A 15,686-nucleotide genomic window follows, 5' to 3' on the forward strand; every position below is an offset into this window, starting at 1 on the left:
ATTCGACAGCCGTGTTTCAATGTTTCATTTCTTTAGCAAACTTCGCAACAACCGTGAACCTGTCCATCACTTCAGCACCCGATACATAATAGGGACCACTACGTAACCAAGCATGCGCGACCATTTTTCCATCCGTGTCTTTTGCGGTACCTAAGTAAAGGGTGCTACTGATATTTCGTTTCTCAAGCATTTTCATCCCGGCAATCGCTTTGACAAGACATTGGCTTTCCCACAATGTATAGCGGCTCATGAGATGAATGGCTTTCGATACTCGTGCCAACTCTGCATTATTTGAAGCAGTAGGAGAAAAAGAGGTCTCTTTCATTTCATCACCAAGGCCGGAAGCCACTTTTGAAAACGGAATGCTCTTCAAATACCGCCCTCTTGCCAATTGCAAGTACGCCTCCAACAGAAGCATTTTGCTCTCCCAATTTAATCTCAAAAACGTACGGACGCGTTTTAATATACGCATTGTGGCCCTCCACCTAATTCGCGATTATCAAGCCTTCTCCAAGCAATTGCTTCAAAAAGGCACTAACTTGTGCTTCACACTCCGATTGTTCAACGTCATAGTTTGATAATAGGTTTTCAATCAATTTCTCAAATGATATAGGCTCACCCATTAGATCCCAAATCACTCCGCCTAAATTTCCAAGATTATAATATTTCCCGCTTTCAATACTTAACATCACTGTTTCCCCATCCATATCACTAACAATATTTCCTTGATTTCGATTAAATACTGAATTCTTTAACTCTATCTGTGTTTTGATCATCTCTGTTCTCCTCCGCTCTTAGGGTTGTTAAGATAAGGTCGACTAACTCATTTGCTGTAAAATGAGTAATCGGGCGACAAATTCGTTGGAATTGCAGTTTATTCATCATTTTAGAAGACATGTCGAAATGCCATTCCATCAGACCGGAACCGTGCATGAAAAAATTGCGGTACGTATGGGAATACAATGTAAAAAAACGTTCCATCTTTTCGATTGGGTGAATGGCAATCTCCTCAAAGCCCCCTTTCACCAATTCAAATATCCCCGCAAGCGGAAGAGGTTCGGTAGCAAACTGTGACTCTACTGGAATGGCAAATTTTGTTTCCCTAACAAAGAGCGGCTCAAAATTGGAAGACTCCATTCCGAAATGCTGCAGGCTTTCCAGCCATAGTTTCTGCTGGGGATAAGCGGGTGTAACAATTGGCGTATTCGCCCGATCTAAGGTAACCGGTATCACATCATCGCTCAACAATTGATAGCCCCTTTGTAAAAAAGCGGAAGCAAGAGTAGATTTCCCCGCGCCAGATTCACCCACAATGGCATAAGCCTTTCCATCTATAACTATTGCACTTCCATGAAGAGGAAGGATTTTTCGTTGTAATAAAATTGCACCCATACATGTTCCTAACAGAAAGAGTCGTATTTGATCTTCATCGGCCCCCTCATACTTCCTAAAGACAATTCTTTTACCATCATGTATCAAGAAAACCCCGACTTCAGGCACACGAAATATGACCTTATCTTCCTCACTGATATAGACATCTTTTAGATCTAATTCAACCAGGAATGTAGAGTCCTCAGATTTTTCAATCACTACATCAGTTTCATTTTCATTTATACTTATTAAAGGTAATTCGCGAAGGAAAATATCACTGGAAATTGTTAACCCAAATGCTTTGTAAGTTGTTTTTTTAAAATTCTTTAGCATATTTATTAGACAGCACCCTTCTTCTTGCTGAACGATTAATGCCCTATATATTTCTTCCAGCATTAAAGGCGAACCCCCTTTTAATTCCACAATAAAGGGGGGCAATTATTATTTTTCAATACACCGATTTCTTATAAACGATGTCCCACACTGGTCAGCTTGTAGTGATTTCACTAATAGGAGTTTTCGCATCAAAAGCTTTATCCGTGAATTGTCCACCTCTTCCAAGCATTGTTTGATTCACATCAAGAACTTCCAATTCAGGTTTTTTCCATTCCATTTTCATATGTATATCACCTCCTTCAAGTGAATCTTTTCATAAATCGATAGACAATTAGACTGCGCATTAAAACTTTATAATGTGGATCTATTGAAAACTCTGGTTTGGGTGGTTGTTTTGCCTTTTCTATTGCCAATCTAATAACCTCAGGATGGAAAACATTATTCGCATGCTCGTCATTACCCATTTCCACGAGCTCATCAGTGAACCTATCCCAATGTGGCATCATTCGGTGTACCCAATCCGCTCCTTGAACACCATGAATCCTCTGATTTAAACGTACATTATCCGGCAAGTAGTTTTGAGTTGCCCTCCGAATAAGCGCACGATCCAATCCATTTTGTACATATTGCTCTTCCGGCAATGACAAGCAGAAGCGAATTACTCGAATATCATTAGTAGGATCACGCTCCCATACTGATGTATGCAGCGAAAGTTTTGTCGATACTGTATTACTCGCATTCCAATGAAAAACATCTTCAAAATGTTTTTTTCTTATCCCAAAAATATCGGTTTTGGAGTACATTCCCAAATGACTAATACCAGCTTCGTTTAGCCTTGTAAACACATCAGTCTTTGCTGCAAACGAAGGATTAATCAACGTCGGCAGTGTAAATTCAGTACCTTCTGAAAGTGCCTGACTAATCATCGGAAAACCAATCTTTGTAATAATACGCAGTTTGCGTTTTCTAGACCCACCGACCCTATTATTAAAGTTAGTTAATTCACGATATAAACGAATCCATTTGAGTTGTTTTAATAGGAGAGCATAGTACTCATAGGCATCCCCCCAAGAAATCGAGAAGTTCCCTCGACCGCCACTAAGCAAAACACCAACGCCATTTTCTTGAGCTTTTTCAAATATCCCTCTGAGCCAAAAAGAATTCTCGAAAAACTTATAAGGCATTTCCAACATGTCTAGAAATTCATCAATCTCTGAATAGGAATCTTTCCCGTCAAAGTTACAATAATGTTCGGTTATACCTCCTACGTATTTCGCAGTGGACTGTATATAGGGTGATTCATCTGCCAATAAATAGTTTGGTGAAAAGTCAACAAAATCACTGGCTGGGATCATGCTAAATGAATGAAGTTGTTTGTTTTCCACTTGTAAATGCTTTGCTGCAAATCCAACAACCGCCCCCGAATCCAGTCCCCCACTCAAATGCGACCCAACATTTCGATGCGTCCTTAAACGGGAGGACACAGACTCATGAAAGACACCTTGAAATGCTTCAACATATTCATCATTATTTAGTTTCAGCCTTTTTCCTTGCATAATAAAAGAATATCTTCTCATCGTAACGTTATTCTTTTCTATTAAAATGCTATGTGAAGGAGGTACTTGTCTTATATTCCTATAAGGCGTGGAAGATGCATCTACCAATCAACCATCCCCGGAATTGCCAAATACTCTGCCAACCAATCTTCATTCGGCTTCTTTTCTATAAAAGGAAAAGAGAACAAAGGCTCAATAACTGTACAGAAAGTAAACTTTTCATTGTCGCTGTAGTAATACAGCGTACGACTGCCGAGAAATCCCTTGCACCAAATAACCTCTGATGTTTCCGATCCCAAATCATAAATGCGAAATCACCAACTAAAAACTTCGGAGCATCAACATTCCATTTATAGTAAGCTCGCAAAATCAATTCACTATCCGTAATATGTTTTTGATGCGCAGGTTCAATTTGCAGTTTTTCAAATAACTCTTTCCTGTTATCAATGATTGCATCTGCCGTGATTGCACACTGTCTTTCATAGTCGTAAAACGGAAGTTGCTCACCGACCGATTCGGGGGTGATCCACTGTGCATGGCAACCAAGAAAAACATTATCTGAGTGCCATGTTTGAACTTTATCCGCTGGATATCTCCTCAAGACCTTCATCACATCATGACCATACTCGATTTTCACCGGCTCACCATTTAATTGATAAATTCCTGCTATGGCACTCATAATTCCTCCTCCCCCTTGTCTTCACAACTCGCAGTTCCAAACTATCCAAAGTTGTTTGTCCAATTATAGTTAAAAGATATGTATAGAAACCTAAGAACATTACTCTTTCCATTTGATTAACCATTCTTTCCAAGCATGTCCAGTGTGTCGTCTTTCAAAACATCTTTCCCAAAAAAGAAATACTATATTTCCTCTTTCGATCAACGCCATTTGTTTCGCTGTACAACACATGATACCTCTTTTTGTTTATTTTGTCAACACACATTCATGACTTTTCGCATGGTTTATGAGTGATAAACACACTAAAAAACCTCCAAATAGGTCATACGACTTAATTTGACAATTTTCCTCATTATCTGATGTTTTGTCCTACTATTATTCGCCAATTTAGGTTATTATATTTGTAGAGTTACACTGCACAGCATCCTTCTTGTTTTGTATGGCAATCTAATAGATAAAAATAGGTGAGTGATTATATGAACAAATTCGGAATTCGTATACGTAAATTACGGGAGAATAAAGGGTTAACCTTACGAAGTTTAGCGACTCAGTCCAACTTAAGCTATTCATTTATCGCTTCTTTGGAAAAAGGGAGATACAATCCTTCAAGGGAATCCATTCATTCTCTCGCCCCCCTTTAGACGCGGACGTGAATGAGTTGCTAATGCTTGCTGGATTTTTACCGGAACATACTGGAATGAAAGGGTCGCAGGAGGAAAGTCATTTTGTTGAATACGTTAATTCGGACAAACAATTTGCATTAGAGAATATTATGATGATGCCAGTAACCTTCCAAGGTCGAGAACTTAAAAAAGCCGATAAAACAGCGTTAGTAGCTTTTCTACAAACTTTTTCTGATTTAAAGGGGAAATAAAAAACCTTTTTTGTACATGGTTGAGGACTTTCAATGTACAGGAAAGGTTTTTTAAGTGTGAAAATACCTATTGTCGAAATACTAAAGACCATTAATCTAATCTATTTCCCATACATTATTAATAGGTATAAAGTATTGTTGAAAAAGTACAGAAGTTATAGTTTAATTATAGTAACAGACTATTACCACTACTCAGATACCGCTCAAAAACGATTATTAAAAGCAATATAAATCTATATTCAAGCAAACGGAAAGCTTTATATTTGATAAAAGTAGGTGATGGTAATAAAGGCTTATATGATGAACGACTATTACGTTTTTACAAATTATCATGATTTATCTACGCATATTCATGATATTATTCATTTTACAATGCCAATGTCCCAAGATAGGACACATTTCCTCTCGATTATTACCGGAAGAATAGATCATGATAAAATGGTTTTTGTAAACGATAATGGAGAAATTATTCCGCTAACATATGAACATGAAGATCTTTATTATTCGGCATTAAGCTGCCCGGAAGTTGTTAGATAAAGCTAACAATACAAGGTGCAGTTTTTCTGTATTTGTAAAAATCAAATAGCATGTGTCCGGTGTAATTACCGAGCACATGCCTTTCAACGTTATTGGGTGTAACTAATCTATCATTGTGACTACTGTTCCTATATTTTTCGTTCATTGAATTATTTTCTTAGTTTTCACACCCCCGACGGAATTCCTCCATAGCCATATAAAAGGTTTTAACGGATAGTATAAGAAATAAAGATTCTTCGGTAATTTTAGTGTCTCTATATCCAAATAATTCGGTTGGAATAACAACAATAAAAAAATAGCTTTTTGTATATTGGACTTAAATGTATATTGACAATATAACAGCCTTAATTTAAGAATAATTTTAGCTTTACTATCCACTTTTTCAGTGTGTGTTTGATTAACATCCAAGACATCATTTTTCATTAGGTAAAACACTACCGCTTTCGCAAATTTCCTTGCCCCTCTTTTTGTTGTTAATGGTAATAACTCCTCAGGAATTTTGGTTTTGAATAGCTGAGAAGATAAAAGGTATACTTGCCCCATTAAACGACGTTGCTCTCTCGCTTCTAATGGAATTGTCCCATTACTTATCAATTGATCAATATCGGCTAACCACCGAAGACGGAACCATCCATGCTTTGCCCCATGGCGAACAAGGTAAACAAATAGATCTTTTTCACCTAAGAAATGGACAGGGTTGCTTGTCAGTTCACTTATCCTTTTCCGCTCCCATAATTCATCAAAATTAGGTTCCTTCGAAGGACGATCATAAAGTCTCCAATGAATTTCAATTTCTACATTCCTTACGGGATGATAATAAATGACATGATGACTTTTCCATCTCTCCAATTTAGATAGTACACAGATATCTTCTTTCTTATACCCATTGTCTACTAATATTTCTTCTGTTCTATCAAAATCAGATTTGGGAATTAGTATATCCAAATCCTTAGAGAATCTGAGAGAAATATCACCAAAAATTGCATTTGCAATTACAGGACCTTTTAAGAATAGGGACCGAATCCCATTTTCTCTTAACAACAAGCTAATCCGTTCCATTTCACCACTTAATTTTAGCATTTGAAACGTATTTTCTTTGTAATCCTGATTCAAGGCATGGAGCACGTGTGATGGAATTAACGTTCCATCCATTTTGCTTAGTTTTGCATGAAGTAATGGAAAGATTCGATGATGCCTTGCTAACGCAAGGAACAACTCCCAATCAACTTCCGAAAGTAAATCATCTTTGTACGTCACAACGTATCCTATGTTCTCTGTATGCATAATTTGAAGTAATAATTTCAATTCATTTGACATGCATGAATGGTCAATTTGAAACTTAGTATCCATCATATATTTCTCCTGTTCCGTCGTATTCCACAATCCATTAACTATATGAATAAAAGGATCTGCATCTTTCTCTTAGATGCAGATCCTTTATTCGGGGCACCAAATTGGACCTAAATTCAAGTAAGTAGATCAATCCCTCCCAAACAAATCCCGAGTATAAACTTTTGCCTTCGTATCCCTAATATCATCAGATAATCGGTTCGCTATTATAACATCACTCAAGATTTTAAACTTATTTAAATCACTAATAACCCTAAATCCATCAAACTTCTCACCATCGATCTCCGGCTCATATACTAAAACCTCAACCCCAACTGCCCGAATTCGTTTCATAACGCCCTGAATAGCCGATTGTCTAAAATTATCCGAACCAGTCTTCATAGTTAGTCGATAGATCCCAACTACCTTCGGGTTGTACCTCAAAATCATATCAGCAATATGATCCTTCCTCGTACTATTCGATCTGACAATTGCCCCAATAATATCATTCGGCACATCCTCAAAATTAGCCAGTAGCTGCCTTGTATCCTTCGGTAGGCAGTACCCCCCATATCCAAAAGAAGGATTATTATAATGCTCCCCAATCCGAGGATCCAAGCCAATCCCATTCACAATCTGTTGCGTGTTCAATCCTTTCACTTCAGCATAAGTATCCAACTCATTAAAGAAGGCAACCCGCATAGCCAAATACGTATTTGCAAACAGCTTGGTAGCTTCCGCTTCCGTTGAATTTGTAAATAAAACTGGAATATCTTCCTTTACAGCACCCTCAACTAACAAACCCGCAAAAATCTTTGCCCTCTCTGACTGCTCCCCAACAATTATTCGGGAAGGATATAAATTATCATACAGCGCACGGCCCTCACGCAGAAATTCTGGGAAAAAACAATATTCTCTGTGCTAAACTTCTTCCTCGCCGCTTCTGTATAACCGACCGGTATCGTTGACTTAATCACCATCACGGCATCAGGATTAATTGACAACACAGTTGAAATCACTGCCTCAACCGTACTCGTATCAAAAGCATTTTTCTCCGGATCATAATTCGTCGGAGTTGAGATGATCACAAACTGTGCATTTTGAAACGCAAATTCGGCATCCGTCGTTGCAGTTAAATTCAATTTCTTTTCCGCAAAAAATTCCTCAATCTCTGAATCTTGTATCGGTGATTTCCGTTTGTTGATCATATCTACTTTTTCCTGAACAATATCATAAGCAATTACTTCATTGTGTTGAGATAATAACACTGCATTCGATAGCCCTACATAACCGGTTCCGCAACTGTTATTTTCATATTCAAACACTTCCTTGCGTTAGGGTGTTGATTTCTTTCACTTTATAGTAATCTACATACCAATCAGCAAATCTCTGCAATCCTTCTTCAATCGGTGTCCCTGGTTTGAATCCTACCATTTGTTGCAAAGCATCCGTAGAAGCATAAGTCGCAGGCACATCCCCTAATTTAATTGGTTCAAATTCTTTCTTAAAAACAACCTGCTTACCCATAGCGTTGCTCAAACAGCGTTCCAATGTCTCGATGAATGTCATCAACTTTTCAGGATTGTTGTTTCCGATATTATAGACCTTGTGGGGAACCTCGTCAGTAGGTGGATGGTGTATCAAGCGCTCGATTCCAGTAACAATATCATCAACATAAGTAAAATCGCGGTACAAGTCATTCTCAAAATCGCCATTATTAAAAATCTTTATCGGTTCTCCAGCAAAATACTTATCTGCAAATCCGAAATAAGCCATATCCGGCCGTCCCATCGGACCATAAACAGTAAAGAAACGCAACCCCGTTGAAGGAATTTTATACAAGTGACTATAGGTATGGGCCATTAACTCATTAGATTTCTTTGTTGCCGCATAAAGGGATACGGGGCTATCTACAAAGTCTGTCTCCTCAAAAGGAACCTTTTTATTGGCTCCGTATACAGAACTAGATGAAGCATAGATCAAATGATCCACCGGATAATGCCTGCAAGCCTCAAGGATATAATAAAAGCCAATAAGATTGCTTTGAATATAGACATCCGGGTTCTCAATCGAATATCTTACACCAGCTTGCGCCGCCAGGTTTACCACGATTTTAGGCTTGTATTTTTCAAACGTTTCTATTATCATATTTTTGTCGGAAATATCCCCATTAATGAACGTGAAGTTTTCATATTGTTTAAGTTGTTCCAAACGGGAATATTTAAGATTCACATCATAATAGTCATTTATATTATCAACACCTATTACATGCAAACCATTTTGAAGTAATTGTTTAGATAAATAAAAACCTATAAAACCTGCTGTACCGGTGATTAGGTATGTCGTTGATTTGGGCAATTGGGGGAAGTTCATAGTTTCAACTCCTGATTTTTATTTTGTGACGCCAAGATGAGTCTTAATATATCTCCATAACATTAAGAATATTCAGTTATTAAATCGTGCAGTATGCTTATCATAATCTAAAATGATTTGCTTTCCACTTACTTTATATTCAATTACACTTAGTTACCGTTTCGTAAAGCTACTTTATCTTTGTACCTATTCGCGAATCTCCAAGAATCCTGACACATTGATTTTATATCCCGTTTTGTTGCCCAGCCAAGTTCTCGTTTCGCTTTTGTAACGTCAGCAAAGCACTCGGCAATATCTCCGTGTCTCCGTTCTACGATTTTGTATGGAACCCGAATATCATTAGCTTCCTCAAAGGCTTTTACTAACTCCAAAACACTATACCCTTTCCGGTACCCAAGTTATAGACATGAACTCCTTCTGATAGGTTTTCTAATGCAGCTACATGCCCAGCAGCAAGATCTACCACGTGGATATAATCACGAATGCCCGTCCCGTCCGATGTAGGATAATCATTCCCAAAAACTTGTAATTCTTTAAGTTTACCTTTTACTACTTGAGTTATATATGGCATAAGGTTAGTCGGTATTCCATTAGGGTCATCGCCTATTAATCCACTTTCATGGGCCCCCACGGGGTTAAAGTACCTTAGAAGTGTAACTGAAAAGTCTGGGTTTGCTTTGGCAATGTCAGTTAAAATACGTTCACTCATTGCTTTCGTTTCGCCATATGGATTCGTCGTTGATAAAAGATCCATTGACTCTGTAAAAGGAATTTTATTATTACCGTATACCGTTGCTGAAGAACTAAAGACAAATCGATTCACGTCATATTTCCGGCAAGCATTAACAAGAACCAGCGTGCTTACAATATTATTATAATAATAGGCTAAAGGATTTACTACAGATTCTCCCACTGCTTTTAGTCCAGCAAAATGAATCACACTGTCAATTTCGCAATTTTCAAAAATCGTCTCAACTGATTCAGGATCCGTTACGTCAATTTGGAAAAAGGTCAATTCCTTATTTGTTATCTTCATTATCTGCTCAACAGTCTTTCGACTACTGTTGCAAAGATTATCAGCAATTATTACGTTGTATCCCGATTCAATTAAGGCTATAGAAGTATGTGAGCCAATATATCCAGCCCCACCTGTGACTAGGATATTCATTTGAATGATATCCCCCGTTTAAATAAATATAGAAAATAGTAGATCAATTCCTACACCCCTCTTAAAAGTTCGGTACGCAAGAAGGAATACCAATTAGTAATAATTTCTTAAGTAATGCTTCCTTCCTTTAACATTTTATACTTAATAATGTCTTCTAAGTCAGGGTGTTCAATAAGCTTCCTATCTAACCTTTTTACTTCATACTTACTCATTGTCCAAATGTCTTCACGAATCTCTTCCCAATTTGTGTGCCTAGCCCTAACTTTTACCGGTATTTTTTCTATACCTAAAACTTTGGCAAAAGCTAATCTATGATTACCATTAGCTGTGTAAAGGTAATTCCCATTCCTATCAATGTAGACATGAATAACATCTATATTTGAATTATTGGCTGTTGGCAATAAAAAACCTTCCTTTTTTATTCTATTAAATAACACATCTACTTCTTCTTCATATTTTCTTCTTAAGGCATTGATGCTTGTACAACCTTTTATTTTCTTTTCTTTCATTAATCGTTCTTTGTATTTGTTAAATAGCATAGTATCTTCCCATGCAACCTTATTCTCAAAATGTTGTATTATTGAAGAGTATTTCGTGCCAATTACCGAACTAACATCCCATCCCAATCCCCCCTCATAATTTTGCTAAAGTATACTTTTTTGTTTTCTTCATCAACAATTCTCCATTGTATTTCATCTACTTTAATCCAAATAATCTTTTCACTATCGGCTATAGATTTATACCTATAAATACACGAGATTTAATACAATTTGTTGTAAACACTTTTAGGGCTTACTTTCAATAAAATTCTTTTTAATAACAACTTGGCCTTAAATACGGTAAGACGCTTCACAATTTATTACCCTCAAATTTAAAAGTAAAAGTGACTCTTCCAATATAATCTCCGGTTGATTCAGCCTTTAAATAGTTACTTTCACTATTTCTTATTATTTTTGGAAGCACCTTGCATATTTAGTTAGTAAATGCTTTCTTGTATCACTTTTTTAACCTTCTGGATTTTATCATGTCGACCACTTGATCCATTATCCATATCATTTCTTTACCAAGTATCCTACCAGTATTTATTCTAATCAGAATAGATACAATGGTGATAAATAGAATCCCTGACAAAAAGATCCTTAAGATGGATACCTCAATAGAAATCCAATCAATCAACCAAACACTTATAACCGCTAACATACCTAATAACAACCCTGGGACATGTGATTGCAAAATATCCTTAACTGATAGGTTGATAAATTGCATACTTAGGTGAGTCATTAAACAATAGTTAATAATAATTGCAAATAGTACTCCATATGAAACACCAATAATTCCCCAATGTTGTCCAATCCAAGCTCCACTAAATACAGCTAATGCATATATAATTTGCCTCCAAGCTCTGCGATATACAGCACCTGTTGCTCGCACCAAAGAATCACTTATCTTATAACTGGTTCGAAAAACTAAACCAACCGCTAATACTTGTAACGCAGGGACTAGGCTGAGCCAGTCTTTCCCAAACAGGATAATAACGATATCCCTTGATAATAAACAAATAAAGATACCAACAGGGATTGTAACAAAACTTACTGCTGTAATCCCGATACGATAAGCCAATGACAATTGGTTCTGCTCTTTTTGAATACGAGCCATGGCAGGAAATAGCACTTTATCCATCACTTGTCCAAATAAATTTGCCGGCATTATCATTAATTGATAGGCTCTACCGTATAAACCTAAGGAATATGAACCAAGCCATCTACCAACTACAAGATTGTCTGCCTGTAAAGCAAATTGATTACTTAGCCGGGCAATTGTAAATCCTCCCCCAAAGAATAGCAATTCTTTAACAGAATCCCAGTGAATTTGGGGTTTCATATTGTGTCTTTCAAAAGTAAACAAAAGGATGGTTTTTGTAATATTCTGACCTAAAACTGCATACACTAGCGCCCAATATCCCAAACCGACCATTGCACATAATGATCCTATAGATCCATACGCTATATATGAAATTACCTCAATACTATAAACAATTTGAATTTCATTTTTCGTTGTATTAGTGACTCAGCACAACGGAAAATCCTTTGAGTAAAAAAACCAAAGACATAGTCTGCAGAATGATTTTTAAATCATTCATTCTAAAAAAAACAGCAATACTAGATGAACTAAAATATAACAGGGTTGTAAAGAATATACTTAAAAGTATCGTAAGTGTGAAGCCACTTCGAATATGCGAATCAGTTAATTTTGGACGCTGGATTAAAGCCGGACCTACTCCAATCATTGAAAATACTGTTGTAAATGAAATAACAACCATTGCAGCATTCACTATCCCGAAGTCTGACGGAGATAAAAGCCTTGCTAGTAATATCATAACTAAAAATTGTAGTATGGCTTGCGAACCAGTTCCGCAAAACATCCAAAATAAACCTTTAAATGTACTATGAGTTAACGATTCATTTTTTTTCAACTATAATTCACACCTTATAAGGAATTCATAGTACCATTTATTCATCATCCTATTGCAGTATTTGTTTTGTTGCTAATTCTTTTGATAACAATCTCATATAAAATATTTGTATTTGTATTTATTGGGGTACGCATATCCAATCCAACACGGTCAATATCTTTAATATTTAAACAGGAACGAACTTCTGCAAAAATACTGGATTGTATTTCCAGGTTTTTTCTTAAGCAATCTATCTCCATGAAGTCAAACCTTCCTTGTTCCAGTTTTCGACTGTTAATTCTTTTGCTTGACATTAGTTCATCCGATATACAATCCACAACTAAATAATTCAGTTCTTTCAAGTTTAATTTATTCAATAATTCGGCCAGTTTCCCTGCATCCATTTTGTCGAGGTACACTGATGATACAATCGCTTGTATTATTCCCTGATCCACAACGATAGCATCATAATCACCATTAATACTGTACTTTTTGTATATTAGATAAAATAAATAAATACTTTTTATATACTTAATTCTTGCTATACTAATTGGTTTTATCGAAATTAAGAAAGACAATAGATATATAGGAACCTTAACACCACCATATTTAAACAATCTTAGATACTTAGTATATTTCCCTGCATTTAAACTATTAATAAAGTAATCAGATTGCTCGGCTTTTATTCCCATTATTTGAAGCTTATTAAGTAATCTATTTGATAAAGTTGATTTCCCACTTCCAGGTAAGCCGTTAAACTCTATTATTAGTGGACACTTATTTTTTCCCATAATTGTCTTTTTACCTCCAGCAACTCGTTATCATATAGTTGAGTGGCATCGATATTATAAACTGCTGACTCCGTAAAACTTAGTTTTTTTGTGATTTCAGCTTTCACTTTAATCTCCTCTAAATTGTGATCCGGCTTTCTTTTTATTGAGACATTAGGTGGTAAATTCAACTTGAAAACAATAGTGGGTGAATATTTAATCGCGTTTGCTAAAATCTTTTTTTCTTTACTCGCTAAATAATTCATTAATGGTAACCTTAAATAATCTTTATAAATATATCCTATCTTTGGCCCGTCATATATTCCTTCAAACTCCACTTGTGGGAAACGATCAAGTATGGCAATTCCACCTTTTTTTTGATACTTATTTATTTTTTTCAGGGTTTTCAGTTTAGTTTTAGCTATCCTTAACAATTCAAAGGAATACGCAACGGTGAAAATATATTTAATTAAACTTATCTTACCCGACGATCTAATAGATCCAGTATTCTTATTATTAAATCTATCCTTCTCAGCCTTATCCACATTATTTTCTACGGGTTTACGCAACCGTTGAAAATTCTTTTTCATCACTTTTAAAAGACTGTTATATTGGTCTCCACTGCCAAGATAAAAACTTTTTGAATCTATTTTCCATGACAACCATTTTTGTATATCTTTGCTAAGCGTACTTTTCCCTGAACCATCAGCCCCAATAAAACAAACCGAAAAACCTTCATTTCCCACTACCTTCTTTAAAATGTATAAAGAACCAAAATATAAATTGAGTATCTTTTTCATTCTTATTGTATATTTAAAGTACTTATGGTGTAGAAATACTAATAATCCATTCATTTTTTTACAATGGGATAATTCTTTTTGTATAATTTCACGCAATATAATAGCATCTTTATTCGTTAGAATCTCTTTGTTAATTAATTCAAATATTTTTTCTCCATGTTTGTTAAATAAACTTAAGCACAAGTATTTTACCTTAGTTGGATCCATTCTTTTTTTTTAGGTACTCGATTTCCTTTAGATAGTCATCAGAGACAATAATTCTTCTGTTTTCAGCAGACTTAAGAACTATACGTGAATATAATAATATTAGTTCTAAATTAGGTGAAATAACATAAACATTAGTATCCAAATCTAAAATGCGGGTATCCAAAGCTAAGCTGCACCAGGGAAAAGAGTATTCTTTTAAATACTTTGTTCCAGTTATTAACTCATAATGCAAATGTATGTGAATTAGTTTCCCGGTATCTTCATCAAACCCTAACCATTCATCCACATTGTTATATTTAGAACCCGACTGGGAAATAAATTTCTTGTACCCCTCATTCGTTAGTATACTTTCACAACTAAGTCTATCATCAGAGGAAACTAAAACATCTACATCGGTTATACCGTTTAACCCCTCATGTAAATGTTCATTGCTTTTCCAATGACAGTAGTTAATATTTTTATTATTCCATTCATCAAATAGCTTTTTTGATTTCTTTAAAAAAGATACTTCTTCTTCATAAATTACATCTGAAATTAATAACATGGATAATCTATCCTTTCTTAAAATCTAAGTTATCGACCATTTTCCCAAGAATCGCACCAATGACAAGAATGATGCTAAAATGTTTACTAAAATAATATATTTGTGAAACCGATAAAACCATATAGGTTATTATAAATACCATAAAAACAAAATTTAAGGGTTTATTATTACTATGTTTAGAAGCCTTATATAAATCTTTTATTACTATTATTTGTACAAGGTAAAATAAAATAGTGCCAACCAATCCAACACCTACTAATAGCTCTATAAAGTTGTTATGTGAATAGGTTATTCTTCCGATTAAGGATTCACCCAATAAATACCTGTAATTATCTATACCATAACCAAATAAAGGATTGTCCCTAAACATTTCAAGTCCAAACTTTACCATATAGGCCCTGTTATTTATAGATCCTTCAGTAGTTGATCCTTCGCCTATAAAAGTAGAAATGTTTCCAATACGACTCCCCATAACATCATAAAGAAATGGAATATTGAATACTAAATAGAAGCTAATTAATGTAAAGGTAACACCTATAGTTATGAACTTAATTTTCCCTAAAACATTATTTTGATTTGTAAAATAAAGAAATAAAATAATATTAATTAATGTAAACAATAAAGCTGTTCTATAGCCCGTTAGCAAAATTACTAAAAAAAGAATTGGAAAAAAGAATAAATGTACTTTCC

The 15,686-nt window shown here is 35.4% G+C and carries 16 protein-coding genes and 3 pseudogenes; 3 read left to right on the forward strand and 16 right to left on the reverse strand.

From position 1 onward, the window contains the following. Nucleotides 1–16: 16 nt before the first annotated feature. The 5 genes and pseudogenes from QNH10_RS19850 to QNH10_RS19870 form a co-directional block, all read right to left on the reverse strand. Complete coding sequence (locus QNH10_RS19850; RefSeq protein WP_283732959.1) at nucleotides 17–472, reverse strand: lasso peptide biosynthesis B2 protein; 456 nt, start codon at nucleotides 470–472, stop codon at nucleotides 17–19. Between the two features lie 13 nt (nucleotides 473–485). After that, nucleotides 486–776 (reverse strand): lasso peptide biosynthesis PqqD family chaperone, encoded by a 291-nt coding sequence (locus QNH10_RS19855; protein ID WP_283732960.1) that lies wholly within the window; start codon nucleotides 774–776, stop codon nucleotides 486–488. Further along, nucleotides 736–1,704 (reverse strand): HPr kinase/phosphorylase, encoded by a 969-nt coding sequence (locus tag QNH10_RS19860; RefSeq protein WP_283734702.1) that lies wholly within the window; start codon nucleotides 1,702–1,704, stop codon nucleotides 736–738. The genes QNH10_RS19855 and QNH10_RS19860 overlap by 41 nt, the downstream gene beginning before the upstream one ends. A 154-nt stretch (nucleotides 1,705–1,858) precedes the next feature. Next, entirely contained in the window at nucleotides 1,859–1,990 is a 132-nt protein-coding gene (locus tag QNH10_RS19865) for a paeninodin family lasso peptide (protein WP_283732961.1), read from the reverse strand. Between the two features lie 16 nt (nucleotides 1,991–2,006). Then, nucleotides 2,007–3,942 (reverse strand): annotated as a pseudogene (locus QNH10_RS19870) (asparagine synthase-related protein). 476 nt (nucleotides 3,943–4,418) lie between these two features. On the opposite strand from QNH10_RS19870, the gene QNH10_RS21335 reads away from it, so the two are divergent. From QNH10_RS21335 to QNH10_RS19880, 3 genes are all read left to right on the forward strand, one after another. Beyond that, nucleotides 4,419–4,583 (forward strand): helix-turn-helix domain-containing protein, encoded by a 165-nt coding sequence (locus QNH10_RS21335; protein ID WP_430541075.1) that lies wholly within the window; start codon nucleotides 4,419–4,421, stop codon nucleotides 4,581–4,583. Between the two features lie 23 nt (nucleotides 4,584–4,606). Next, nucleotides 4,607–4,816, forward strand: coding sequence for a hypothetical protein (locus QNH10_RS19875; protein WP_283732962.1), 210 nt, complete (start codon nucleotides 4,607–4,609; stop codon nucleotides 4,814–4,816). A gap of 276 nt (nucleotides 4,817–5,092) precedes the next feature. Next, nucleotides 5,093–5,353: a hypothetical protein gene (locus tag QNH10_RS19880; protein ID WP_283732963.1), complete on the forward strand. Its 261-nt coding sequence runs from the start codon at nucleotides 5,093–5,095 to the stop codon at nucleotides 5,351–5,353. 141 nt (nucleotides 5,354–5,494) lie between these two features. Here the strand turns inward: QNH10_RS19880 and QNH10_RS19885 are convergent, their stop codons facing one another. The 11 genes and pseudogenes from QNH10_RS19885 to QNH10_RS19935 form a co-directional block, all read right to left on the reverse strand. Beyond that, complete coding sequence (locus QNH10_RS19885) at nucleotides 5,495–6,706, reverse strand: nucleotidyltransferase domain-containing protein (protein WP_283732964.1); 1,212 nt, start codon at nucleotides 6,704–6,706, stop codon at nucleotides 5,495–5,497. A gap of 126 nt (nucleotides 6,707–6,832) precedes the next feature. Beyond that, a pseudogene (locus tag QNH10_RS19890) lies at nucleotides 6,833–7,997 on the reverse strand (nucleotide sugar dehydrogenase). Between the two features lie 2 nt (nucleotides 7,998–7,999). After that, nucleotides 8,000–9,055: a GDP-mannose 4,6-dehydratase gene (locus QNH10_RS19895; protein WP_283732965.1), complete on the reverse strand. Its 1,056-nt coding sequence runs from the start codon at nucleotides 9,053–9,055 to the stop codon at nucleotides 8,000–8,002. Nucleotides 9,056–9,204: 149 nt separating this feature from the next. Beyond that, nucleotides 9,205–10,223 (reverse strand): annotated as a pseudogene (gene galE, locus QNH10_RS19900) (UDP-glucose 4-epimerase GalE). 107 nt (nucleotides 10,224–10,330) lie between these two features. Continuing rightward, nucleotides 10,331–10,849 (reverse strand): ParB N-terminal domain-containing protein, encoded by a 519-nt coding sequence (locus QNH10_RS19905; protein WP_283732966.1) that lies wholly within the window; start codon nucleotides 10,847–10,849, stop codon nucleotides 10,331–10,333. A gap of 370 nt (nucleotides 10,850–11,219) precedes the next feature. Next, a complete protein-coding gene (locus QNH10_RS19910; protein WP_283732967.1) occupies nucleotides 11,220–12,197 on the reverse strand; it encodes an oligosaccharide flippase family protein in 978 nt (325 codons plus the stop codon). An 85-nt stretch (nucleotides 12,198–12,282) separates the two neighbouring features. Continuing rightward, on the reverse strand, nucleotides 12,283–12,696 hold the full coding sequence (locus QNH10_RS19915; protein WP_283732968.1) for an oligosaccharide flippase family protein: 414 nt from the start codon (nucleotides 12,694–12,696) through the stop codon (nucleotides 12,283–12,285). 44 nt (nucleotides 12,697–12,740) lie between these two features. Next, nucleotides 12,741–13,466 carry a hypothetical protein gene (locus tag QNH10_RS19920; RefSeq protein WP_283732969.1) on the reverse strand — a complete coding sequence of 242 codons (726 nt, stop codon included), beginning with the start codon at nucleotides 13,464–13,466 and terminating at the stop codon, nucleotides 12,741–12,743. Next, the gene (locus tag QNH10_RS19925; RefSeq protein ID WP_283732970.1) at nucleotides 13,442–14,452 is read right to left on the reverse strand and encodes a hypothetical protein; all 1,011 of its coding nucleotides are present in this window, start codon (nucleotides 14,450–14,452) and stop codon (nucleotides 13,442–13,444) included. Before QNH10_RS19925 ends, QNH10_RS19920 begins: the two co-directional genes overlap by 25 nt. Continuing rightward, a complete protein-coding gene (locus QNH10_RS19930) occupies nucleotides 14,439–14,996 on the reverse strand; it encodes a hypothetical protein (protein ID WP_283732971.1) in 558 nt (185 codons plus the stop codon). Before QNH10_RS19930 ends, QNH10_RS19925 begins: the two co-directional genes overlap by 14 nt. Before the next feature lie 7 nt (nucleotides 14,997–15,003). Continuing rightward, nucleotides 15,004–15,615, reverse strand: a complete 612-nt coding sequence (locus QNH10_RS19935) for an O-antigen ligase family protein (RefSeq protein ID WP_283732972.1) — start codon at nucleotides 15,613–15,615, stop codon at nucleotides 15,004–15,006. Between the last annotated feature and the right edge of the window lie 71 nt (nucleotides 15,616–15,686).

Source organism: Sporosarcina thermotolerans (assembly GCF_030067815.1).
Taxonomy (GTDB): Bacteria; Bacillota; Bacilli; order Bacillales_A; family Planococcaceae; genus Sporosarcina; species Sporosarcina thermotolerans.

Coding starts and splice junctions, on each gene's coding strand:
- QNH10_RS19850 (WP_283732959.1), bottom strand. CDS start 472: ATGCGTATATTAAAACGCGTCCGTACGTTTTTGAGATTAAATTGGGAG.
- QNH10_RS19855 (WP_283732960.1), bottom strand. CDS start 776: ATGATCAAAACACAGATAGAGTTAAAGAATTCAGTATTTAATCGAAAT.
- QNH10_RS19860 (WP_283734702.1), bottom strand. CDS start 1,704: ATGCTAAAGAATTTTAAAAAAACAACTTACAAAGCATTTGGGTTAACA.
- QNH10_RS19865 (WP_283732961.1), bottom strand. CDS start 1,990: ATGAAAATGGAATGGAAAAAACCTGAATTGGAAGTTCTTGATGTGAAT.
- QNH10_RS21335 (WP_430541075.1), top strand. CDS start 4,419: ATGAACAAATTCGGAATTCGTATACGTAAATTACGGGAGAATAAAGGG.
- QNH10_RS19875 (WP_283732962.1), top strand. CDS start 4,607: ATGCTTGCTGGATTTTTACCGGAACATACTGGAATGAAAGGGTCGCAG.
- QNH10_RS19885 (WP_283732964.1), bottom strand. CDS start 6,706: ATGATGGATACTAAGTTTCAAATTGACCATTCATGCATGTCAAATGAA.
- QNH10_RS19895 (WP_283732965.1), bottom strand. CDS start 9,055: ATGAACTTCCCCCAATTGCCCAAATCAACGACATACCTAATCACCGGT.
- QNH10_RS19910 (WP_283732967.1), bottom strand. CDS start 12,197: ATGGTCGGTTTGGGATATTGGGCGCTAGTGTATGCAGTTTTAGGTCAG.
- QNH10_RS19920 (WP_283732969.1), bottom strand. CDS start 13,466: ATGGGAAAAAATAAGTGTCCACTAATAATAGAGTTTAACGGCTTACCT.
- QNH10_RS19925 (WP_283732970.1), bottom strand. CDS start 14,452: ATGGATCCAACTAAGGTAAAATACTTGTGCTTAAGTTTATTTAACAAA.
- QNH10_RS19930 (WP_283732971.1), bottom strand. CDS start 14,996: ATGTTATTAATTTCAGATGTAATTTATGAAGAAGAAGTATCTTTTTTA.